Source organism: Streptomyces sp. Ag109_O5-1 (genome assembly GCF_003814875.1).
GTDB classification, from domain to species: domain Bacteria; phylum Actinomycetota; class Actinomycetes; order Streptomycetales; family Streptomycetaceae; genus Streptomyces; species Streptomyces sasae.
This window is the reverse complement of sequence record NZ_RKQF01000001.1, coordinates 4,335,582-4,357,347: the sequence shown is the minus strand read 5'-3', so window position 1 is coordinate 4,357,347 and position 21,766 is coordinate 4,335,582. Positions and strand designations below refer to the sequence as shown.

Annotated in this window: 20 protein-coding genes, 2 tRNA genes and 1 pseudogene; 15 read left to right on the top strand and 8 right to left on the bottom strand. The window is 70.6% G+C overall.

Annotated features, from left to right (window positions below; translation table 11 throughout):
• Position 1 precedes the first annotated feature (1 nt).
• On the top strand, positions 2 to 214 hold the full coding sequence (locus EDD90_RS19740) for a hypothetical protein (RefSeq protein WP_123974287.1): 213 nt from the start codon (positions 2 to 4) through the stop codon (positions 212 to 214).
• 19 nt (positions 215 to 233) lie between these two features.
• Here EDD90_RS19740 and EDD90_RS19735 read toward each other — a convergent pair whose 3' ends face one another.
• Both EDD90_RS19735 and EDD90_RS19730 read right to left on the bottom strand, forming a co-directional pair.
• Entirely contained in the window at positions 234 to 1,622 is a 1,389-nt protein-coding gene (locus tag EDD90_RS19735) for an AarF/ABC1/UbiB kinase family protein (protein ID WP_123974286.1), read from the bottom strand.
• Positions 1,615 to 2,820 (bottom strand): TOMM precursor leader peptide-binding protein, encoded by a 1,206-nt coding sequence (locus EDD90_RS19730; RefSeq protein WP_123974285.1) that lies wholly within the window; start codon positions 2,818 to 2,820, stop codon positions 1,615 to 1,617. Before EDD90_RS19730 ends, EDD90_RS19735 begins: the two co-directional genes overlap by 8 nt.
• Before the next feature lie 236 nt (positions 2,821 to 3,056).
• Here EDD90_RS19730 and EDD90_RS19725 point away from each other — a divergent pair, with 236 nt between their 5' ends.
• The 4 genes from EDD90_RS19725 (at position 3,057) to EDD90_RS19710 (ending at position 6,923) form a co-directional block, all read left to right on the top strand.
• Entirely contained in the window at positions 3,057 to 3,653 is a 597-nt protein-coding gene (locus tag EDD90_RS19725) for a M48 family metallopeptidase (RefSeq protein ID WP_123974284.1), read from the top strand.
• A 137-nt stretch (positions 3,654 to 3,790) separates the two neighbouring features.
• Positions 3,791 to 5,458: a TerD family protein gene (locus EDD90_RS19720; RefSeq protein ID WP_123974283.1), complete on the top strand. Its 1,668-nt coding sequence runs from the start codon at positions 3,791 to 3,793 to the stop codon at positions 5,456 to 5,458.
• An 11-nt stretch (positions 5,459 to 5,469) separates the two neighbouring features.
• The gene (locus EDD90_RS19715) at positions 5,470 to 6,150 is read left to right on the top strand and encodes an AIM24 family protein (RefSeq protein WP_123974282.1); all 681 of its coding nucleotides are present in this window, start codon (positions 5,470 to 5,472) and stop codon (positions 6,148 to 6,150) included.
• A 17-nt stretch (positions 6,151 to 6,167) separates the two neighbouring features.
• The gene (locus tag EDD90_RS19710) at positions 6,168 to 6,923 is read left to right on the top strand and encodes an AIM24 family protein (RefSeq protein ID WP_123974281.1); all 756 of its coding nucleotides are present in this window, start codon (positions 6,168 to 6,170) and stop codon (positions 6,921 to 6,923) included.
• Between the two features lie 67 nt (positions 6,924 to 6,990).
• Here EDD90_RS19710 and EDD90_RS19705 read toward each other — a convergent pair whose 3' ends face one another.
• A complete protein-coding gene (locus EDD90_RS19705) occupies positions 6,991 to 7,512 on the bottom strand; it encodes an NUDIX hydrolase (protein ID WP_123974280.1) in 522 nt (173 codons plus the stop codon).
• Positions 7,509 to 8,948, bottom strand: a complete 1,440-nt coding sequence (locus tag EDD90_RS19700; protein ID WP_123974279.1) for a zinc-dependent metalloprotease — start codon at positions 8,946 to 8,948, stop codon at positions 7,509 to 7,511. The genes EDD90_RS19705 and EDD90_RS19700 overlap by 4 nt, the downstream gene beginning before the upstream one ends.
• A 192-nt stretch (positions 8,949 to 9,140) precedes the next feature.
• Between EDD90_RS19700 and EDD90_RS19695 the strand changes: the two genes are divergently transcribed.
• From EDD90_RS19695 to EDD90_RS19685, 4 genes are all read left to right on the top strand, one after another.
• On the top strand, positions 9,141 to 10,253 hold the full coding sequence (locus EDD90_RS19695; protein WP_123974278.1) for an SDR family oxidoreductase: 1,113 nt from the start codon (positions 9,141 to 9,143) through the stop codon (positions 10,251 to 10,253).
• 173 nt (positions 10,254 to 10,426) lie between these two features.
• Entirely contained in the window at positions 10,427 to 10,888 is a 462-nt protein-coding gene (locus EDD90_RS19690) for a molybdenum cofactor biosynthesis protein MoaE (RefSeq protein ID WP_123974277.1), read from the top strand.
• 116 nt (positions 10,889 to 11,004) lie between these two features.
• A complete protein-coding gene (locus EDD90_RS55550) occupies positions 11,005 to 11,169 on the top strand; it encodes a hypothetical protein (RefSeq protein WP_185149156.1) in 165 nt (54 codons plus the stop codon).
• Positions 11,170 to 11,228: 59 nt separating this feature from the next.
• On the top strand, positions 11,229 to 12,326 hold the full coding sequence (locus EDD90_RS19685; RefSeq protein WP_123974276.1) for a PDZ domain-containing protein: 1,098 nt from the start codon (positions 11,229 to 11,231) through the stop codon (positions 12,324 to 12,326).
• A 104-nt stretch (positions 12,327 to 12,430) separates the two neighbouring features.
• Here EDD90_RS19685 and EDD90_RS19680 read toward each other — a convergent pair whose 3' ends face one another.
• Positions 12,431 to 12,973: a PPA1309 family protein gene (locus tag EDD90_RS19680; RefSeq protein WP_260327947.1), complete on the bottom strand. Its 543-nt coding sequence runs from the start codon at positions 12,971 to 12,973 to the stop codon at positions 12,431 to 12,433.
• A gap of 207 nt (positions 12,974 to 13,180) precedes the next feature.
• Here EDD90_RS19680 and EDD90_RS19675 point away from each other — a divergent pair, with 207 nt between their 5' ends.
• The 4 genes from EDD90_RS19675 to EDD90_RS19660 all read left to right on the top strand — a co-directional run bounded on the left by EDD90_RS19675 (position 13,181) and on the right by EDD90_RS19660 (position 18,506).
• Entirely contained in the window at positions 13,181 to 16,153 is a 2,973-nt protein-coding gene (locus EDD90_RS19675) for a UPF0182 family protein (protein WP_123974275.1), read from the top strand.
• Positions 16,154 to 16,194: 41 nt separating this feature from the next.
• Positions 16,195 to 16,268: transfer RNA gene (locus EDD90_RS19670), tRNA-Met, on the top strand.
• Positions 16,269 to 16,506: 238 nt separating this feature from the next.
• Positions 16,507 to 18,348, top strand: coding sequence for an SEL1-like repeat protein (locus EDD90_RS19665; protein ID WP_123974274.1), 1,842 nt, complete (start codon positions 16,507 to 16,509; stop codon positions 18,346 to 18,348).
• Between the two features lie 84 nt (positions 18,349 to 18,432).
• Positions 18,433 to 18,506 (top strand) — tRNA-Met (locus tag EDD90_RS19660).
• Between the two features lie 144 nt (positions 18,507 to 18,650).
• On the opposite strand, the gene EDD90_RS19655 is transcribed toward EDD90_RS19660, so the two are convergent.
• A complete protein-coding gene (locus EDD90_RS19655) occupies positions 18,651 to 19,070 on the bottom strand; it encodes a Fur family transcriptional regulator (protein ID WP_123974273.1) in 420 nt (139 codons plus the stop codon).
• A gap of 115 nt (positions 19,071 to 19,185) precedes the next feature.
• Between EDD90_RS19655 and EDD90_RS19650 the strand changes: the two are divergent.
• A pseudogene (locus EDD90_RS19650) lies at positions 19,186 to 19,473 on the top strand (catalase-related domain-containing protein); the annotation flags it as partial.
• 87 nt (positions 19,474 to 19,560) lie between these two features.
• On the opposite strand, the gene EDD90_RS19645 reads toward EDD90_RS19650, so the two are convergent.
• Both EDD90_RS19645 and hisN read right to left on the bottom strand, forming a co-directional pair.
• Complete coding sequence (locus tag EDD90_RS19645; protein ID WP_123974272.1) at positions 19,561 to 19,953, bottom strand: cyclic nucleotide-binding/CBS domain-containing protein; 393 nt, start codon at positions 19,951 to 19,953, stop codon at positions 19,561 to 19,563.
• A 182-nt stretch (positions 19,954 to 20,135) separates the two neighbouring features.
• Positions 20,136 to 20,936 carry a histidinol-phosphatase gene (gene hisN, locus EDD90_RS19640; protein WP_123974271.1) on the bottom strand — a complete coding sequence of 267 codons (801 nt, stop codon included), beginning with the start codon at positions 20,934 to 20,936 and terminating at the stop codon, positions 20,136 to 20,138.
• A gap of 218 nt (positions 20,937 to 21,154) precedes the next feature.
• Here hisN and EDD90_RS19635 point away from each other — a divergent pair, with 218 nt between their 5' ends.
• Positions 21,155 to 21,760 carry a TetR/AcrR family transcriptional regulator gene (locus tag EDD90_RS19635; protein WP_123974270.1) on the top strand — a complete coding sequence of 202 codons (606 nt, stop codon included), beginning with the start codon at positions 21,155 to 21,157 and terminating at the stop codon, positions 21,758 to 21,760.
• Positions 21,761 to 21,766 lie beyond the last annotated feature (6 nt).

Sequence of the window (21,766 nt, the reverse complement as noted above, 5' to 3'; positions counted from 1 at the left end):
GGTGACGAGTCTTTCCGGAGGCAGTGATCACGGCGGCTCCGCCACGGAGCCCCACCCTCTCGTGTGCGCCCGCTGTGGCACCCAGGCCGACGGCCCCCAGCCCACCACCTGGACCTGCTCCGTGGAGAACGGCGTCCGCCAGTTCTTCTGCGACGCCTGCGCCAGGGAGAACCTCAGAGCGATCGAGGGCCGGCTCGACTCGCCCTGGTGGTGAACACCGGCACCGCCCGCCCCTACTGCGCCTCCACGGCCGCCTCTGCCGCTTCGGCTTCTTCCGCGTACTCGACCTCTTCGGGTACGAACCCCGGCAGCCACGCCTCCAGTTCCTCCCGCAGCCGTACCGTCGCGCCCAGCTGGCACAGCACGCCGATGGTGCTCAGGGTCACCCGGTGTATCAGGAGGTAGGCGGGCGGCAGGTTGAGCTGCTTGCCCAGCTGGTGGGCCGGGTTGCGGGGGTCGGCGATACGGGCCGCCTGGCTGCGCATCCAGTTGCGGGTGAAGGTGAACTCGTCGACCTGGGCGGGTTCGATGATCGGCAGCAGATAGTCCAGGACGGCATCGGGGTCCAGCTCTATGGACTCCTTGACGAACCCCTCGGCGCACAGCAGCTCGTAGACCGCCTCGGCGTCACCGTCCAGCGTCATCCGGAGGGAGTCGCCGATCGGAGCGGGCAGGCCGCCGGCGAGGCGGTCGACGGTGCCGAAGTCCAGCACGCCCAGGCGCCACTCCTCCTCGTCCTCCGGCTCACCGGGCAGCAGACGGAAGTTGCCCGGGTGCGGGTCGGCGTGCAGCAGGCCGGTGCGGGCCGGACCCGAGAACAGGAAGCGGGCCAGGAGTTGGCCGGCCCGGTCGCGCTGCTCCGGCGTACCCTGCGAGATGATCTCGGAGAGCGGTATCCCGTCGATCCACTCCGTGATCAGGACCTGGTCGCACTGGTGTACCACCGAGGGGACCACCACATCCGGGTCGTCCGTGAACTCCTCCGCGTGCGCCGCCTGAGCCTGTGCCTCCAGGGCGTAGTCCAGTTCCTCGGAGACCCGGTCGCGCAGCTCCGCGATCAGCGGCTTGATGTCCATGCCGGGGATCAACGGCCCCAACAGTCGTGCGAAACGGCTCAGTTGTCCCAGATCGGACAGCAGGGCCTCGCCGGCTCCCGGGTACTGGACCTTGACGGCGACCGCGCGGCCGTCGTGCCAGACCGCCCGGTGCACCTGGCCGATCGAGGCGGCCGCCGAGGGCTTGTCCTCGAACTCCAGGAACAGCTCACGCCAGTCCTCTCCGAGCCGCTCGGCGAGCACCGCGTGCATGGTGCGGGTCGGCATCGGCGGTGCGGCGTCCTGGAGCTTGGTGAGGGCGGCCCGGTAGGGACCGGCGACCTCCTCCGGGAGAGCGGACTCGAAGACGGACAGGGCCTGCCCGAATTTCATCGCCCCGCCTTTCAACTCTCCCAAAATTTTGAAGAGTTGCTCCGCGGTGCGCTGTTGCAGCTCCCGGCTGACGATCTCCGCGGACTCACCCACGATGCGCTTGCCCAGACCCCAGGTCGCCCGCCCGGCGATGCCGAGCGGGAGCGCGGCGAGCTTGGCGGTCCGGGTGACCGCCTTCCGGGGAAGATCAGACATGCGCCCTCCAAGTCCCAGTCGGCCGCGCCGCGTCCGCGTGCTCTCGTCGCTCCGCCGACGGCCGTTGCCCCACCATTGTCGCGTGTGGATCCCCGTCCGTTGAGGAGTGTTCCCCCTTGGCTTTCTCCGCAGCTCCGCAAGGGCATGCGGGATGCGGCCGGACCGGGCGCGCGTGCCAGTGCAGAGCAGGCACGGACGCCTCCCAGCGCACTCCCGTCCCGGACGGCGACTCCCCGTCGAGGAAGGCCAGGGCGTGGGCGGCGGCCAGACCGGCCACGGCCGCAGCCAGCGTCAGATCGCAGGCGCCGACCCGGCGGGCCTGTCCGGAACGCCACTGGGCGACCAGGCGCGGCCAGGCAGGATCCCGGTCCGTACGGTGCTCGTGCAGACAGCGGGCGCACCCCGTCCCGCCGGGGAGGACGAGCGGGCCGACGACGCCCGTGCCCTCCACCACACCCGTATAGAGGTGCGGGGTCCCCGAGGCCATGAGCGGCTCGGCGGCGCGCGCGTCCGGGGCGTGCACCAGGACGTCGTCGCGCGGGGCGATGATCACCAGGGCCAGACCGGGTTCTTCCGCGGCCGGGTCCGGACGGCGCGGCGGACGGTCCGGGGCCGCTCTGCGGACGACCCTGCGCGCGGCCTCGTCCCGGCGCTCGCCGACCGCCTCCGCCGGCAGCCCACCCGGTGTCACGTCCCACGGCTGGACCCGGCCCACGTCCCGCACGTCGACCTCGCCGACACCCGTACCGGACAGCAGCGCGGCCAGCGTGACACCGACCCGGCCCGCGCCCCGCACCTGTACCCGCAGCGCACGCCTGGCCGCCAGCCGGCCGAGCGGGCCGCCCGGTTCCGGGGTGATCAGGGAGAGCGACTCCAGATCGGGGCGCAACCGCTCCAGCACCTGCTTCCTCTCGCGCAGCGACTGTGCCGCCGGCCCGCCGCCATGCGCGTCGTCGACGAGCCCGGCCCGGGACAACCGCTCCACCAGCGCGTCGACATGCCCGTCCGGCAGGTCCATGCGGCGCCCTTCCTCGCGCAGCAGCGCGAGCCCCCGGGTGCCGTTGAGCAGGTCCAGGAAGCTCCCGGTCGCCGTGTCCATCGGTCCGAGTGTCATCGCGTGCGCCGGAGTCATCCCGAACTGCACGGTGTTGAGATCACGCCAGCCGCGCCGGAGCGCGGGCTTCATCAAAGGATGCATGACAGGCCCCCGTAGCCGTCGAAAGGTGATGGAACGTCCCCGTCTGCCGGTGGAGCCGGTCGTGCTCCGCGGACGAGTGGCGACGAGTGCCAGCATGCCCGGCCCGCCCGGTGGGTGCCGAAAGTTGTCCACAGGCGGTGGGCATTCGTCGTACAAATCAAACGCATGGTGGGGGATCGGCATCGAACCGTCCCGGACCCGGGACTTCCCGCATGTGCAGCGGGTAACGTCGGGGCGTGCCCGCCGACCCACTGCACAGCGCCGGAAACCGACAGCGCAGCACGACGAGCCAGCCGCCCAGCGGCTCGGGGGCGAGCGCGATCGAGGTTCGCAGAAGCGCCCGGCGCCGCCGGACCGTGTCCGCGTACCGCGAGGGCGATCGCACCGTCGTGCTGATCCCTGCCCGGATGTCCGAGGCGGAGGAGAAACGCTGGGTGACCGTCATGCTCAAGAAGCTCGCTGCCCAGGAGAGCAAGCGAGTGCTCGGCGACGCCGAACTCGCCGAGCGCGCCCAGCGGCTGTCGGACCAGTACTTCGGCGGCCGGGCCCGTCCCGCCTCGGTGCGCTGGGTCACCAACCAGAACACCCGCTGGGGCTCGTGCACCCCGGCCGAGGGCAGCATCCGGCTCTCGCACCGGCTCCAGGGCATGCCCGAGTACGTCGTCGACTACGTGCTCTGCCACGAACTTGCGCATCTGCTGGTGCCGGGACACGGCCCCCGGTTCTGGCGGTTGCTGGAGGCGTATCCGCGCACCGAGCGGGCCCGGGGTTACCTCGAAGGGGTGGTCGCCGCCGACCGGCTGCCCCATGGGCCCGGCGCGCGAGATGAGTGACGCACCCCGGGAGCGCTCCCCTCGGGGGCGCTGAGCGCGGTTGTGTACCGGGTCTGTACCGACTTCTTCCGATGTCCGAGTTAGCGGTTAGCCTGGCGCGACGCACTCGCATTCGGGATGGGGGACGGTCGTAACGCATGGCCAGGGAATTCCAACGCGGCCACAAGGCCAGGATCAGTGACCTCACGGCGGGCACGGATCTGTACGTAGGCGTGCAGATCTCCGGGCCCGGACTGTCCTTCGACATCAGCTGCTTCGGCCTCGACGCCGACGAACGGCTGTCGGACGACCGCTACTTCGTCTTCTTCAACCAGCCGAAGTCCCCCGAGGAGTCCATCCAGCTGCTGGGTGCGCAGGCGGGCGACACGGAGTCCTTCCGGGTCACGCTGGACCGGATCCCGCCGCAGATCCAGAAGCTGTCGTTCACGGCGACCGTCGACGGCACCGGGCAGATGTCGCAGGTCGCTCCCGGATACATCCGTATCGTCGCGGGCGGCGAGGAAGTGGCCCGGTACTCCTTCAGCGGCTCGGAGTTCTCCACCGAGCGCGCCGTGATGCTCGGCGACTTCTACCTGAAGGACGTGTGGCGCTTCGCCGCCGTCGGACAGGGCTTCGACGGCGGTCTGGAGGCGCTGCTGAAGAACTTCGGCGGCGAGGTGCTGGAGGAGGAGGCGCCCGCCGCGCCCGCGCCCCAGCAGCCGCAGACCGGGGCCGCGCCCGGCTTCGCGCCGCCCGCCTTCGGCGCCCCGTCCGCGCCCGCCCCGGCCCCAGTCGCCCCCACTCCTGCGCCGGCCCCCGCCCCCACGCCGGCCCCCCAGGGCTTCACCCCGCCCCCGGCCCCCGGCCCCGCGTCGGCTTCGAACGTGCATGCCGCGCCCACCCTCATCGCCCCGATGACCCCGCCCGCCACCGGTACCGTGCCGCCCCCGGGTCCGGCGCCCGCGCCCTACGGCCAGCCGCCCGCCCCGAACGCGCCCATGCCACCCGGCTACGGCCAGCCCCCGGCGCCTCCCCAGGCCCCGGGCCCGCCGCCCGGATACCCCCAGGCCCCGCCCCCGCCCCCGGGCTACGGCCAGCAGCAGCCGTTCGGGCAGGTCCCCGGCCAGCAGAACTACGCGGTCCCGCAAGGCGCTTCCCAGGGCGGTGCCGGAGTCGGTGCCGCGCTCCAGAAGTTCAAGGAGACGCCCACCGGGCAGCGCTGGACGCCGCAGAACAGCAAGCTCATCCGTGCCGACCTGGGCATGGGCGGCCAGCCGGTGCTGGCCCGGCAGGGCAGCATGGTGCTCTACCAGGGCAAGGTCGACTTCAGCTACAAGGGCGCCGGATTCGCCGGCCGGATCGTGGGCAACGCGACCGGCCAGGAGATGCAGCTGATGCGCTGCACCGGCAACGGACAGGTGTTCTTCGCCGAGAACTCCGCCCATCTGCACCCCATCGAACTCCAGGGCGACGCGATCTGCGTCTCCGCCGAGAGCGTCCTCGCCTTCGACGAGAGCCTCCAGCACGAGGTCCGCCGGATCGAGGGCCACGGCATCCCGGGCGGCGCGCTGTTCACGATGCAGTTCCAGGGCACCGGCACCATCGTCGTCAAGACGCACGGCACGCCCGTCGTGCTGCCCGTGACCCCGACGACCTTCGCCGACTGCAACGCGATCGTCGCCTGGTCGGCGGCCTCCCAGGTGATCGTCTCCAGCCAGGTCCGGATGCGCCGCAACGCCTACCCGGGCGACACCGGCGAGAGCGTCAACCTGCAGTTCCGCGGCGCGCCCGGGAACTTCATCGTCGTCCAGCCGTACGAGGTCTGAGGGAGCCCGTCATGAACCAGCCGCTCGCGGGCTACGCCCCCGCACCCGTCACCGCCCGTATGGAGAACCATGGCGACCACATGCTCAAGGTCGCCATGCAGACCGGGAACGACCTCCTCGCGCGCGTGGGGTCGATGGTCGCCTACGAGGGCTTCGTCCAGTACGAACCCAACCCGCCGGCCGTGCGCCAGATCGCCCGGGACTGGATGACCGGTGAGGGCGCCCCCCTGATGAAGTGCTCCGGGGACGGGCTGCTCTACCTCGCCGACTACGGCGCGAACGTCGTCGTCATCAACCTCGACGGCGACGGCATCTCCGTCAACGCCACCAACCTGCTCGCCTTCGACGCCCATCTGACGTGGGGTGTGGAACGGGTCAAGGGGCTTGCGAAGTTCGCCGGGCAGGGGCTGTGGAACACCAAGATCTCCGGGCAGGGCTGGGTCGCGCTGACCTCCCGGGGCAAGCCGATCGTCGTCGACTGCGGCGGCGGCGAGGACGAGACGTACGTCGACCCGGACGCGCTGGTCGCCTGGTCCCCGAACCTCAAGGTGAAGGGCAAGCGCAGCTTCAAGGCGCAGTCGCTGATCGGCCGGGGCAGCGGCGAGGCCTACCAGATGGCCTTCTCGGGCCAGGGCATCGTCGTTGTTCAGCCCAGTGAGGACAGCACCGACCGTCTCCGGTTCCGGGGCTGAGGGGGAGTCAGGAAACCATGCAGAGCCCGCTTTTCGCCTTCAACGACTCCCAGGCCAGGGACCGCTACAGCCTCCAGAACAAACAGATGCTGCGGGTCGTCCTGGAGGGCCACGACGACATCCTCGCCCGCAAGGGCACCATGGTCGCCTACCAGGGACTCGTCGAGTTCGACGCCGAGTACCAGGGCCACAACCAGGCACGCGCGCGTGCGTACACCGGCGAGGGCCTGGACCTGATGCGCTGCCACGGGCAGGGCACGGTCTACTTCGCCAACCTCGCCCAGCACATCCACGTCCTGGACGTCGAGCAGGACGGCCTGACCGTGGACAGCGGCTACGTCCTCGCCATGGACTCCTCGCTGCACTACGAGGTCGTCGCCGTCGACAGCCTGTACGGCATCTCCGGGTCCGGGAAGTACCAGCTCAACATCACCGGACGCGGCAAGGTCGCCCTGATGACCTCCGGCGCGCCGCTGCTGATGCAGGTCACGCCCGACAAGTACGTCAACTGCGACGCCGACGCGATCGTCGCCTGGTCCACCGGGCTGCGCGTCCAGATGCAGGCCCAGACGCATTCCTCGGGCGTGTGGCGGCGCCGGGGCAACACCGGGGAGGGCTGGGAGCTCAGTTTCATGGGAAGTGGCTTCGCGTTGGTCCAGCCGAGTGAACTGCTGCCACCGCAGAACGCCCAGATCGGTCACGGTGTCGCCGCCCAGTTCGGCATGGGTCAGCAGGGCGCGCGCGGGATGAACCAGGGCAACGTCTGGAGCTGAGAGCCCGAAAAGTAAGGGGCGCCCGACAACGAGGGCGCCCCTTATGCATGTCCCCGGAAACATCGGCTCAGAGCCGCGCGCGGGTCGCTTCCAGCAGTCGTACGACCGAGTCGTCGGCGACCGCCGCGACCTCGTCGTAGGCGAACCAGCGCAGGTCGAGGGACTCGTCGCTGATCGCATGGGCGGCGCCCTGCGGGGCGAGGGCCGCGTACTGGACGTCGAAGTGCCAGTGGCACGGCGCCGGGATCGGATGCCGGTCCAGGCGGACCGGGCCGCCCGGCAGCAGCGTCAGGCCGGGGATCCCGGACTCCTCCGTCGCCTCCCGCAGGGCCGCCGCGGCCAGGGTGGCGTCGCCCGGCTCGCAGTGGCCGCCCATCTGCAGCCACATCCGCAGCTTCTTGTGCAGGGTCAGCAGCACCCGGCCCTGCCCGGGATCGACGACCAGGGCGCTCGCCGTGAGATGGCCCGCGTGACAGGCCTTCCACATGCCGTCCGGGTGGGCCGCGAGGTGGTCCAGGTAGGCCTGGCGCAGCTCGTCCTGGTCCTCGTACCCCTTGAGAACGAGGACCGCGTCGTCGTACAGGCTCACTCGGTGTCGTCGCCCTCTGCCTGGTCGTCCTTCTTGCGCAGGTCGGGGCGCACGTCGGGCTTCTCCGCCGCCTCGCCGAGCATCTTGTCCAGCTCTGAGAAGTCGAGCTGCTCGCGGTGTACGAAGCCGTCCGGGTCGTCCAGGTCGGACGCCGTCGGCAGCATGTCCGGGTGGGCCCACAGCGCGTCCCGGCCGTCGACACCGCGCGCGTCCGTGAGCGAGGCCCACAGCCGGGAGGCGTCCCGCAGCCGGCGCGGCCGCAGCTCCAGGCCGATCAGCGTGGCGAACGTCTGCTCCGCGGGGCCGCCCGTGGCGCGGCGGCGGCGCAGGGTCTCGCGGAGCGCGTCGGCGGACGACAGACGCGGCTTCGCCGCCGCGTGGACCACCGCGTCGACCCAGCCCTCCACGAGCGCCAGGGCCGTCTCCAGACGGGCCAGCGCCGCCTTCTGCTCGGGCGTGTCCTCCGGCTGGAACATGCCCTGCTGGAGGGCGTCCTGAAGCTGCTCGGGGTTCTGCGGGTCGAACTGGCCGACCACGTCCTCCAGCTTCGCCGTGTCGACCTTGATGCCGCGCGCGTAGCCGTCGACCGCGCCGAACAGGTGCGAGCGCAGCCAGGGCACATGCGCGAACAGGCGCTGGTGGGCCGCCTCGCGCAGCGCGAGATACAGCCGCACCTCCTCCTTCGGCACGCCCAGGTCCTTGCCGAACGCATCGACGTTCACCGGCAGCAGCGCGGCCTTGCCGGCCGGGCTCAGCGGCAGGCCGATGTCGGTCGAGCCGACGACCTCGCCCGCGAGCACGCCGACGGCCTGCCCGATCTGCGTGCCGAACATGGCGCCGCCCATCGAGCGCATCATGCCGATCAGCGGGCCCGCCATGGCCTGCATCTCCTCCGGCAGGACATCGCCCATCGCGGCGCCGACCCGCTCGGCGACCGGGTCGACCAGCTCCTGCCAGGCGGGCAGCGTCGCCTCGACCCACTCCGCACGCGACCACGCCACCGCCGAACCGGAACCGGACGGCAGCGACGTCGCGTCGTCCAGCCACAGGTCGGCCAGCCGCACGGCCTCCGCGACCGCCGTGCGCTCGGCGGGGCCGACGCTCGCGTCCTTGACGCCGTCCGACGTGCCCTGGGAGACCGTCTGCCGCGCGATCTGCTTGGCCATGTCCCAGTTCACCGGGCCGCCCTCGTAGGAGAGCATCTGGCCCAGCTGCTGGAAGGCCGCGCCCAGGTCGGTGGGGTTCAGCGAACCGAACATGGCAGCGAACGGATTGTCGGAGCCGGGGCTGCCGAAGCCGCCGGCTCCGGGCGTGCCGAAGCCGAACGGGCTGGCCGGTCCCTGCCCACCGCCGCTCTGCTGGTCCTTCTTCTTGCCCTCGTCGCCGTCTTCCGGCTCCTCCGGCGGAAGGCCGAAACCGAATGGGGTGTCACTCACGGGAATCCTCGGCTGGTAAGGCCACCGGTTCTCTCCGGCGGCGCGGCTGCCCGACAACACCACCCAGCGTAGACACCCGAGCCCGATCGGGCCTCGGTGCTTCGCCGACACTCGGCCTGCGGCAGGATGGATGCCACCTGGTACGTACGCGTCACTCGCGCCCGTACTGAAGACAACCGCTGGAGACGCCCGGTGAGTTCCCCAGATCCGCAGGTTCGCGCAGCGCGAAACCACTCAACCCCTCCCGCCGTGCGCGGGCCCGTCGTCGCCGTGACCGGCGCCGCGACCGGGGTCGGCGCGCTGCTCACCGAGCGGCTGGCCGCGTCGGAGCAGATCAAGCAGGTCATCGCCATCGACGAGCGGCGCGGGGAGTGCCCGGACGCCCAGTGGCACATCCTCGACGTGCGGGATCCGGCCATCGCGGAGAAGCTGCGCGGGGCCGACGTGGTGGTGCATCTCGCGCTCGACCTGGATCTGGAGACCGATCCCGCCGCCCGTACGGCCTACAACGTGCGCGGGACGCAGACCGTGCTGACCGCGGCGGCCGCGGCCGGGGTGCACCGCGTGGTGCTGTGCACGTCCTCGATGGTCTACGGCGCGTTGCCGGACAACGAGCTGCCGTTGTCCGAGGACGCGGAGCTGCGGGCGACCGCGGAGGCCACGGGGGTCGGCGACCTGCTCGAAGTCGAGCGGCTCGCGCGCCGGGCGCCCCGCGCGCATCCTGGACTCAATGTCACCGTCGTGCGACCCGCGGTGCTCGTCGGTGGCACCGACACCGCGCTGACCAGGTACTTCGAGTCGCCCCGGCTGCTGGTGGTCGCAGGATCGCGGCCCGCCTGGCAGTTCTGCCATGTCGAGGATCTGTGCAGTGCGCTCGAGTACGCCGTCCTGGAGAAGGTCGAGGGGGAGCTCGCCGTCGGCTGCGACGGATGGCTGGAGCAGGAGGAGGTCGAGGAGCTGAGCGGGATCCGGCGGATGGAGCTGCCGTCGGCGGTCGCGCTGGGCGCCGCGGCTCGGCTGCACCGGATCGGGCTGACGCCGTCGCCGGCCGGGGATCTTGCCTACACGATGTATCCGTGGGTGGTGAGCGGGAGCCGGCTGCACGATGCCGGGTGGCGGCCGGGGTGGACGAACGAGGAGGTGCTGGCCGAGCTGCTGGAGGAGGTGGCCGGGCGGCACACCGTTGTCGGGCGGCGGCTGGGACGGAAGGACGCGACGGCCGCGGGGGCCGCGGGGGCGACGGTCGCTCTGTTGGGTGCGGCGGCTGTGGTGCGGCGGGCTCGGAAGGCCCGGCGGCGGATCTGAACTCCGCTGCGGGAGGGCGTCGCTCTTCGCCACGGGACTTCCCTCCCGCAGCACTCCGCAGGGCTCCCGCAGGGCTCCCGCAGGACTCCTGTAGGAGTCTCCAAAGCCGCACGCGCGTGTGCCTGATGTCAGGCGTATTCCGAGTGCTCCCGGGCTTGCGGCACGATGGAGGTATGGCTGCTATGAATGATCATCCCGGCGAGCAGGGTGCTGACGATCCCATCAGGCTGATCGGGATCCGGGAGAGCGCGCTCTCCGTGGACGAGGTCTTCGCGGCCGTGGGGGACGACGCCGCCGGAGGCGTCGCGCTGTTCGTGGGGACCGTGCGGAACCACGACGGGGGCGCCGACGTGGACGCGCTCGGGTATTCGTGTCATCCCAGTGCCGAGAGCGAGATGCGGCGGATCGCGGAGAAGGTCGTCGCCGAGTACCCGGTGCGGGCGCTGGCCGCGGTGCATCGGGTGGGGGACCTGCGGGTGGGTGATCTCGCCGTGGTCGTCGGCGTGTCGTGTCCGCATCGGGGGGACGCCTTCGAAGCCTGTCGGAAGCTGATCGACGACCTCAAGCACGAGGTGCCCATCTGGAAGCACCAGACGTTCTCGGACGGTACCGAGGAATGGGTCGGGGCCTGCTGAAAGACCCCGTCCGGACTCCGGTTGCGTAACCGAACCCCCAGCGTGAGCGTTGTCAGTGCGGATGGTTAATCTGCTGATCAGTCAGTCGCGGACGCTCAAGGGGTTGGGAGGTCGGCATGGCGGCGCTCGTCTGGTTGCTGATTCCGCTGGTGGCCGCGGTCGGTGCCGGTCTGTGGGGCAGCTGGGCCAATCGGACCAGGAGAGTGCGGAGCGACGGGCCCGAACTGGACGGGTACGCACGGTTTCGCGAGGCCATGGAGAAGTCCCACTCCGGCGGCTGAGGCGAGTGTGTGGGCGGCCCTGACGGTGCGCTGACAGACGCGTCCCGTACTGTCGTTGCATGCCACGCCGCACCGCGACGATGCTCGCCTCCACCCTGATGCTGATCGCACTCCTGTGCGCCGGAGTGCTCATCAACGTGCCGTACTCGGAGATGTCCCCCGGCCCGACGGTGAACACGCTGGGGGACCACGACGGCGAGCCGGTGCTGCAGATCTCCGGGCACAAGACCTACGCGACCTCCGGGCACCTGAACATGACCACGGTGAGGGTCACCAGTGCCGACTACAAGATGAATCTCGTCGAGGCGGTCTACGGGTGGCTGTCGCACGACAACAAGGTCGTGCCGCACGACACCCTCTACCCGGACGGCAAGACGGAGCAGCAGTCCACCCAGGAGAACGCCGAGGAGTTCAGCCAGTCCCAGGAGAGCGCGAAGGTCGCCGCCCTCAAGGAACTGGGCGTCCCGGTGAACTCCTGGGTGATCGTGTCGACGGTCGTCAAGGGCTCGCCGTCCGAGGGCAGGCTGCACGCCGGTGACGTGATCAAGGCCGTCGACGGTACGGCGGTCAAGCAGCCCACCGACGTCTCCACGCTGGTGACCAAGCACAAGCCCGGCCAGGACGTCGTCTTCACCGTCGTGCGGGCCAAGGAGCAGGCCGCCGCCGAGAAGGCGAACAAGACGGCCACCAAGACCGAGAACGTCACCATCAAGACCACCACGTCCGACGACAGCGGTACCAAGCGGGCCATCGTCGGGATCTCCGCCGGGACCGATCACACGTTCCCGTTCTCCATCGACATCAAGCTCGCCGACGTCGGGGGGCCCAGCGCGGGGCTGATGTTCTCGCTCGGGATCTACGACAAGCTGACGCCGGGCAGCCTCACCGGCGGCAAGTTCGTCGCCGGCACCGGCACGATCGACGACGACGGCAAGGTCGGGCCGATCGGCGGTATCTCGATGAAGACCATCGGCGCGCGCAGCAAGGGCGCCCAGTACTTCCTGACCCCGGCCGACAACTGCGCCGAGGCCGCCCAGGACACCCCGAGCGGGCTCACCCTGGTCAAGGTCAGCACGATCGGCGACGCCCTCGGCGCACTGAAGGACATCCGCAGCGGCGACACCGGCGCCCTGCCGAAGTGCAGCACCAAGGGCTGAGGAAGCAGGAGTCACAAAGGCCGGGGGCGCCCTTCCTGACGAGGGGCGCCCCCGGTGACGTAGGAGAGGGCACCCCCCCCGGTGCCCCAGGACAGGACAGGACCTCAGTCCTCGAACGTCGCCTTCAGGGCCTCCGCCAGGCCCGGAACCAGGTCGGGGCCGGTGAGGACCTCCGTCGGCGAGTCCTTCTCACGCAGGCGCACCGCTGAGTCGCGGCTGCCGTCGCGCAGCACGGCGACCGTCATCCGGACCTCCTGGCGGTCGGGATGCTGCGCCACCCACTTGGTCAGCTTGGCCCCGCTCAGCCCCTCCGGGACCTGGGACTCGGCGGACGGGGGCAGCATCAGGCGCTCCACCGTGAGCGCGCAGCCGACCACCGCGTCCGGCCAGGCGATGGTGCCCAGGAACTCGTCGAGCGCCTTGTCCGTTGGCACTTCGTCCTGCTCGATCGGAGTGAGACCGGCGGTCGCGGACTCGTCCTCCAGTCCGAGCTGGGCGGCGAGAGCCGGTTCCTGGGTGCGCAGCCGTGCGGTGTCGACGAGGGCGAAGAGGCGAGCGGGCTGGTCCCAGCCGAGGCCGGAGGCGTACTCGTCGATCTCGAGTACGGCCCGGGTGAGCGGGTTCGCTGCCATGGGAGTGTTGGACATGGTCACAATCCTGCCTCGTTCATGGCCGGAATCGGGAACCGAGTAAACCGTGAGTAAGTTGCATAGGTATGGCCCCGCGATCACAGGGGGCCACGGAGGGCCCACGAGCACGGGGGCCTGACGGAACAGAAGCGGATCAACAGCAGACCAGCTGCAAGCCAGCAGCGGATCAACAGCGACTTCGAGGTGCGCACCTTGGCTTTCCAGATGCCGGACCGCGGCGGAGGCCCGACGGGGCCACGGATCAGAGCGGCGGGCCGCCCGTCCCGGCGCGTCCGGACCCTGCTCATGACACTGGGCGTCCTTGCCGTACTCGGCATGGCGTTCAGCATGTTCGCGGGGTTCTGGACGAACTGGCTCTGGTACCGGTCGGTGCACTACTCCTCGGTGTTCACCACCACCCTGTGGACCAAGATCGGGCTGTTCTGCGTCTTCGGTCTGCTGATGGCGGCCGCGGTGGGGTTCAACATCTGGCTCGCGCACCGGTTGCGGCCCCCGCTGAGCGCCATGTCCATGGAACAGCAGAGCCTCGACCGCTACCGGATGGGCATCGCGCCGTACAAGAGGTGGCTGCTGCTCGCGGTCACCGCGCTGGTCGGGCTGATCGCCGGCGCGTCCGCGGCCGGTCAGTGGCGCACCTGGCTGATGTGGGTCAACGGCGTGCCCTTCCACCAGAAGGACCCGCAGTTCCACCTCGACGTCTCCTTCTACGCCTTCGACCTGCCCTGGTACCGCTTCCTGCTGGGCTTCGGCTTCGCCACCGCGATCCTGTCCCTGATCGCCGCCGCGCTCACCCACTACCTGTACGGCGGGCTGCGCGTCACCAGCCCCGGTGCCCGCGCCACCGGCGCCGCGACCGGCCACCTCTCGGTGCTGCTCGGCTTCTTCGTCGCCCTCAAGGCGGTCGCATACTGGCTCGACCGGTACGGACTGGCGGTGAAGTCGAGCGACTTCAAGGCCACCGACAACTGGACGGGCCTCAGATACGTCGACGCGAACGCGTATCTGCCCGCCAAGACGATCCTGTTCTGCATCGCCGTCATCTGCGCGCTGCTGTTCTTCGCCACCCTGTGGCGGCGCACCTGGCAGCTGCCCGTCATCGGTTTCGGCCTGATGGTCCTCTCGGCGATCCTCATCGGCGGCCTCTACCCGGCGATCGTCCAGAAGTTCCAGGTCCAGCCCAACGAGCAGGCCAAGGAAGCCCCGTACGTCCAGAAGAACCTCAAGGCGACCCGCGAGGCGTACGGCATCGACGACACCGAGGTCAGCGAGTACACGGGCAAGAGCACCACCACGGACAAGACCAAGCTCCGCGGCGACGTCGACGCCACGGCGAGCATCCGGATCATGGACCCGAACATCGTCTCGCCGACGTTCCAGCAGGCCCAGCAGATGTGGAACTACTACGCGTTTCCGACCAATCTGGACGTGGATCGCTACACCAAGGACGGCAAGGTCCAGGACACCGTCCTCGGTCTGCGCGAACTGAACCTCGACGGCGTCCCGAAGAACAACTGGATCAACGACCACTTCCGTTACACCCACGGCTACGGCGTGGTCGCCGCCAAGGGCACCGAGGCGGACTCCCAGGGCCAGCCCGTCTTCACCGAGTCCGACCTGCCGTCCACCGGTGACCTGGGCACGTACCAGCAGCGCGTCTACTACGGCGAGAAGACGACCACGTACTCGATCGTCGGCGGTCCCCAGAAGGAGATCGACTACTCCGACGACAGCGGCGAGAAGACCACCAGTTACGCGGGCAAGAGCGGGGTCAGCCTCTCCAGCCCGATCAACCGGGCCGCGTACGCGGTGGCGTTCAACGAGCCGCAGATCCTCTACTCCGGAGCGATCGGCGAGGGCTCGCGGATCCTGTACAACCGCACGCCCAAGGAGCGCGTCGAGGCGGTCGCCCCCTGGCTGACCATCGACGGCGACGCCTATCCGGCGGTGGTGGACCACCGTATCCAGTGGATCGTCGACGCCTACACGACGACCAACGGCTATCCGTACGCCTCCCGTACGACCCTCGGTGACACGACCGCCGACTCGCTGACCGCGACCAACAACTCCCGTGCGGTGGTCGCCCAGCAGAACCAGGTCAACTACATCCGCAACTCGGTGAAGGCGACCGTCGACGCGTACACCGGTGCGGTGAAGCTCTACCAGTGGGACACCCAAGACCCGGTGCTGAAGACCTGGATGAAGGCGTTCCCCGGCACGGTGGAGCCCAGGAGTGCCATCTCGCAGTCCTTGATGGACCATCTCCGGTACCCGCAGGACCTGTTCAAGGTCCAGCGCGAGCTGCTCACCCGCTACCACGTGACGGACGCCCAGACGTTCCTGACCGGCAGCGAGGTGTGGCAGGTGCCCGACGATCCGACCAACAAGTCGGGCAATGCGGTGCCGCCGTACTACCTGAGCATGAAGATGCCGGACCAGAGCGCGCAGGCGTTCTCGCTGTCGACGACGTTCACGCCCAACGGCCGGAACAACCTCAGCGCGTTCATGTCGGTGGACTCCGAGGCCGGTTCGCCGGACTACGGCAAGATCAGAATCCTGAAACTTCCGACCAGTACGACCGTCGACGGACCCAAACAGGTCCAGAGCAAGTTCAACTCCGAACAGGACATCGCCGCCGCCATCAAGCTCCTCAAGGGCGGCGACTCCGAGGTCGAGTACGGCAATCTGCTGACCGTGCCGCTGGACGGGGGCCTGCTGTACGCGGAGCCCGTCTACGTCCGCGGCGCCGGCGTCAAGTACCCGCTTCTGCGCAAGGTGCTGGTCACCTACGAGGGCAAGACCGCCTTCGAGGACACCCTGGACGAGGCGCTCAACAAGGTGTTCGGGACGGACGGTTCGGACACGGGATCCTCGGACAACGGGACGACCACACCCCCGGCGTCCGGCAACGCCACGGTCCAAGAGGCGCTGAACGACGCCCAGAAGGCCTTCGAAGCGGGCCAGGAGGCTCTGAAGAAGGGCGACTGGACGGCGTACGGCAAGGCCCAGGCCGACTTGCAGGACGCGCTGAAGCGGGCCGAGGAGGCGCAGTCCAAGGCCGCGGACAAGGGCGGCGCCGGGACCGCGAGCCCGAGCGCCGACACCGGCGCGAGCGCCAGTGCCGGCGCCGCTCCTAGTGCCAGTGCCAGTGCCAGTCCAAGCCCCAGTCCGAGCGGATGATCAGCTCCGCCCCGCGCCGTGATACGGTTGCAACGCAACGGCGCGGGGTGGAGCAGCTCGGTAGCTCGCTGGGCTCATAACCCAGAGGTCGCAGGTTCAAATCCTGTCCCCGCTACTCAAGTCGAAGGCCCGGATCCTCTTGGGATCCGGGCCTTCGTGGTGTGCGTGGGGACGGCTCGTGGTGTCCGGGCGGACGACGAACGCATGTACCGATGGGCATGGTCGCCGTGCCGCTGTGGGGAGTTGGCGGAGATGTGTTTGACTTGTCGTTCTGTGGGCATGTCGACAAAACGCTGAAGTGACCTCTCGGGTTGCGATATACCGGGTGTATCCAGGTTGCAGGTGGTGCGACGATGAACGTTATGGGGGACAAGGCAACTCTGTTCGAGACAGGGCGATTTGTGCAGCCTTCGGGCGAGGAGCCGACCCGCGACGAGGCCGCCGAGGCCGCCGAAGAGGCGCGCCGTCGGCTGCAGGCCGCTGCCGGCGACGTCGAGGCGATGAGCGTCCTCGGCGCCGTGCTGCTGCGCCGTGGCGACCTCGACGGAGCCGAACCCCAGTTGCGTGCCGCCACCGCCGCGGGTGACCGCGCCGCCGCCAATAACCTCGGCGTCCTCCTCCATCAGCGCGGCTACCCCGAGGAGGCCGCCGGATGGTGGCGGATCGCCGCTGTCGCCGGCTCCGCGGCCGCCGCCCACGCACTGGGCCGTCACCACCGTGAGCGCGGGGACGAGCCCGCCGCCGAGTACTGGCTGCGCCAGTCCGCCGAGCAGGGACACGCGCTCGGCGCCTACGCACTGGCCGACCTGCTGGAGCACCGGGGGGACACGGCCGCCGGCCGGTGGATGCGGGCCGCCGCCGAGCGCGGGCACCGGGAGGCGGCGTACCGGCTGGCGCGTGCGCTCGACCGCAGACCGGTCACGGACGAGGGCGAGACCGGGGGTGACAACGGTATCGGGGCGGAGGCCGCGGCCGGGGCCATGGAGACCGAGGAGGCCGAGCAGTGGTACCGGCAGGCCGCCGCGCGCGGACACCGGCGGGCCGCGCTGCACCTCGGGGCGATCCTGGAGCGGCGGGGCGAGCTCAAGGAGGCCGGCCGCTGGTATCTGACCTCCGCCAAGGACGGCGAGGCCCGCGCCGCCTGTGCGCTCGGCTTCCTGCTGCGCGACGCCGGGGACACCGAGAGCGCGGCCGTCTGGTGGCTGCGGGCCGCACAGGACGGCGACGGCAACGCGGCGAACGCGCTCGGCGCGCTGCACGCCGAGCGCGGCGAGACACAGACCGCGGAGCGCTGGTACCGCGCGGCGATGGACGCCGGCGACGACAACGGGGCGTACAACCTCGGGCTGCTCTGCGCCGACCAGGGGCGGACCGCGCAGGCCGAGCAGTGGTACCGGCGGGCCGCGTACGCCGGACACCGGGAGGCGGCGAACGCGCTGGCCATCCTGCTGCTCCAGGGCAGCGACCCGACCGGTGCCGAGCCGTGGTTCTCCAAGGCCGCCGAGGCCGGGAGCGTGGACGCCGCGTTCAACCTCGGGATCCTCTACGCCGGAAGGGGCGAGGAGCGGGTCGCGCTGCGGTGGTACGAGCGTGCCGCCGCCGCCGGGCACACCGAGGCCGCCCTGCAGGTCGGGATCGCCCGGCTGCGGGACGGGGACGAGGCGGCCGCCGAGCGGCATCTGCGGTGTGCGGCAGGCGGGGGGAGCCCCGAGGCCGCGTACCGGCTCGCCGCCGTGCTCGACGCGCGCCGTCCGACCGTCTCCGAGCACGAGCTGGGAGAGTCGTCGCTGAACGTGAAGACCGAGTGCGAAGAGTGGTACGAGCGGGCCGCCTCGCAGGGGCACCGCAGGGCCCAGGTGCGGGTCGGGATGCTCGCCGCGGCGCGCGGGGACGTGGTGGAGGCCGCACGGTGGTACCGGGCGGCGGCCGAGGCCGGGTCGCGGAACGGGGCGTTCAATCTGGGGCTGCTGCTGGCCCGGGAGGGCAGCGAGCCGGAGGCCGCCGTGTGGTGGGAGCGGGCGGCCGACGCGGGCCACGGACGGGCGGCGCTACGGCTCGCTCTCGTCTACGCGCGTCGGGGAGAGCTGGCGGTGGGGCAGCAGTGGGCCGACCGGGCGGTGGCGCTCGGACCGGCGGAGGTGGCGGAACGGGCGGGCCGGCTGCGGGATGCGCTGCGGGAGGAGCTGTCCGCATAGCCCGCGCCTTCTCGCAGGTCAGACGGGCTGACCGAGATCGATTTGCCTCTGCCTGCGTCCCTCACGTAATGTTCAGTTCACCGACGCGGGGTGGAGCAGCTCGGTAGCTCGCTGGGCTCATAACCCAGAGGTCGCAGGTTCAAATCCTGTCCCCGCTACTGAAGGCCGAGGGCCGGAGTCCGGAAACGGACTCCGGCCCTCGGTATTTCTACGACGCATGCCTCGGGAACCCCGTGCCGTGTACGACGCGAAGGCCCCGGCACTCTTCATGAGCGCCGGGGCCTTTACGTATGGAGCGTTCGTCAGACGGCCGCCGCGCAGTCCGGGCACAGACCGCGGTACGTCACCTCGACGTCCGACACCGTGAAGCCGAACCGCTCCGAGGAGGGCAGGTCGGCCAGCGGGTTGCCGGTCGGGTGGACGTCGCGGATCGAACCGCAGCGGGAGCAGACCAGGTGGTGGTGCGGCCGGTGCGCGTTCGGGTCGTACCGCTTGGCGCGCTTGTCCGTCGAGACCTCGATGACCTCGCCGAGTGTGACCAGCTCGCCCAGGGTGTTGTAGACGGTCGCCCGGGAGATCTCGGGCAGCTTGACGACAGCCCTGGCGTGGACCTCGTCGGCCGTCAGGTGGACGTGTTCGCCGTCCAGGACCTCGGCCACGACGCGTCGCTGCGCGGTCATCCGCCAGCCGCGTCCGCGAAGCCGTTCCAGAAGGTCACTCATGGCACCCAGCCTAACAGCAGCCGGACCATTTCCCGAATATGTGTGACTTTGGAGCTGAGCTTGACTTGGACTAAGTCCAATATAGGATCGGGTGGCGTGGGAGATGCCCCCATCCGGCAGCCAGGAGGCGGACCGCCCGCTGTGGCAGGCCACCGCGGTGACCGGCGTGACCGGCCGCCACCCGGCGCCGGTGCACGCCGAGGACGACGACTTCGTGCCGGCCGGCAACCTCTACCGGCTGATGTCCGAGGGTGAGAGGGAACGGCTGGTCGAGAACCAGGCCGGCTTCATCGCCAAGGTGTCGCGCGACGACATCGCCGAGCGCGCGATCGGGAACTTCCGTCGGGCCGACGGAGACTTCGGCAAGCGGCTGGAGGCCGCGGTCCAGGCCCTTCGCGGCTGACACTCCAGCACTGGACCGCTTGTCGTGGGCGGGCGGGCCGGATCCCCGGGAGGCCGGGGTCCGGCCCGTTCGGCGTGCCTGGGCGGGTTACACGGGGGCCGGCGCGCGGTCCCCGGCCCAGCAGCGGATGATGTCGCGGACCGAGACGATGCCGGCCGGCTCGCCGCCGTCGAGGACGATCAGATGGCGGAAGCCGCCGTGGGCCATCGCCCGGGCCGCCTCCTCCAGGGTCCAGGTCGGCGTGCAGAACACGACGTCGTTGGTGGTGTGGGCGTGGATGCGTTCGGCGTCGGGGTTCTGGCCGAGGCCGACGGAGTTGAGGATGTCCCGTTCGGTGAGGATGCCGATGCCGCCGGCGTCCGGGTCGTGGACGATCGCCGCGCCCACGCGGCGCGCGGACATCAGGGCGGCTGCCTGGCGGAGGGTATGGGCGGGGCCGACGGTGAGGACCACCGTACTCATGGCGTCACGGACGAGCATGAAAGGTGCCACCTCCTAGGGAATCGCGGAGATAGTTCAGCGATTCACAAATGCACAAGTGGGAGTTCTCTCAGGGTGGCAGGTAAAGCGCGGGTCAACAAGGGGGTGCGTGTCGCCAATTGAGGGCGCACGCGCTCATATGTGCCACGGAGGGCTGCCCAGTTGTGCCTCAGGAGGCTGTTTCAGTAACGCCGGGTGAGGTACGACAGCAGTTCGTCGTGGAGCAGCCCGTTGGACGCGGCCGCGTCGCCGCTGTGCGGGCCGGGGCGGCCGTCCAGGCCGGTGAAGGTGCCGCCGGCCTCCGTCACGACGATCGCGTTGGCCGCCATGTCCCACAGCGACAGCTCCGGCTCGGCGCAGATGTCCACCGCCCCCTCGGCGACCATCATGTACGGCCAGAAGTCGCCGTACGCGCGCGTGCGCCACACATCGCGGGTCAGGTCCAGGAAGCCGTTCAGCTGACCGCGCTCCTCCCAGCCGCTCAGCGAGGAGTACGCGAAGGAGGCGTCGGACAGCTTCGAGACCTTCGAGACATGGATGCGGGAGGCCGAGGACAGGCTGCGGCCGGTGAAGGCGCCGTGGCCCTTCGCCGCCCACCAGCGGCGGCCCAGCGCGGGTGCGGAGACCACGCCGACGACCGGCTGGTAGCCGCCCTCGGCCGCCTCCATCAGGGAGATCAGGGTCGCCCAGACCGGCACCCCGCGGACGTAGTTCTTCGTGCCGTCGATCGGGTCGATCACCCAGCGGCGCGGGCCGGTGCCCTCGATCCCGTACTCCTCGCCCAGGACCGCGTCCCGGGGGCGGGCGCGCTGCAGCTGACCCCGGATCAGCTCCTCGGCGGCCTTGTCCGCCTCGCTCACCGGGGTCATGTCCGGCTTGGTCTCGACCTTGAGGTCGAGGGCCTTGAAGCGGTCCATGGTGGTGGCGTCCGCCGCATCCGCGAGCACATGGGCGAGACGCAGGTCATCGAGGTAGTCCGGCATGTGACGAACGGTATCTGCCGGGGTGGGGGCAGGGCTACACACGGATGCCGGAGATGCTGTGGGGACGCCGTGGGGTGATCGGACGGTGACCGGGCGGTGATCTCGGTGCGCCCGCGCGTGTTGGCCGAAGGGCGCCCCCCGGTGCCTTCGCGAACCCTTGACAGTGGATTCGTGCGCGTCAAATCTGGGCGCAGAGTCGCTCGCCCCAGGAGGCGATGATGCCTGCAGCCCGCGAATCCCTACTGGACGCCGCGTACGCGGCGCTCGCGCGCCGACCGTGGGCCGCGGTGCGGATGGTCGACGTGGCCATGACGGCCGGGGTGTCCCGGCAGACGCTGTACAACGAGTTCGGCAGCAAGGAGGGCCTGGCGAGGGCGCTGGTGCGCAGGGAGGCGGACGGGTACCTCGCCGGGGTGGAGCGGGCGCTGGGCGGCCATGGCGACGCGCGGGAACGTCTGACGGCGACGGCCGAGTGGATGACCGTGGCGGCCCGGGACAACGTGCTGGTACGGGCGATGCTCACGGGCTGCTGGAGCGAGCGGCTGCCCGCACCGACGCTGTCCGCGGTGCCGTCCTCGTCGGCCGTGCCGGCGCAGCGGCGGGCGGACGGACCGCTGCCCTCGCCCGGTGACTTCGTGCAGATCGTGCGGGACCGGGCGGTGGCCGCGCTGGCCGGCTCCGGTGCCTTCCGGGCCGAGAGCGGCGAGCTGGCCCGCTCCTGCGAAACGGTCGTACGGCTCGCTCTGTCCTGTGTGGCCGCGCCCCCGGGGGAGGGCGGCATCCCGGAGCTGGTCCGCGGGGCCCTCCACCGGCAGCTCGCCTGATCAGCG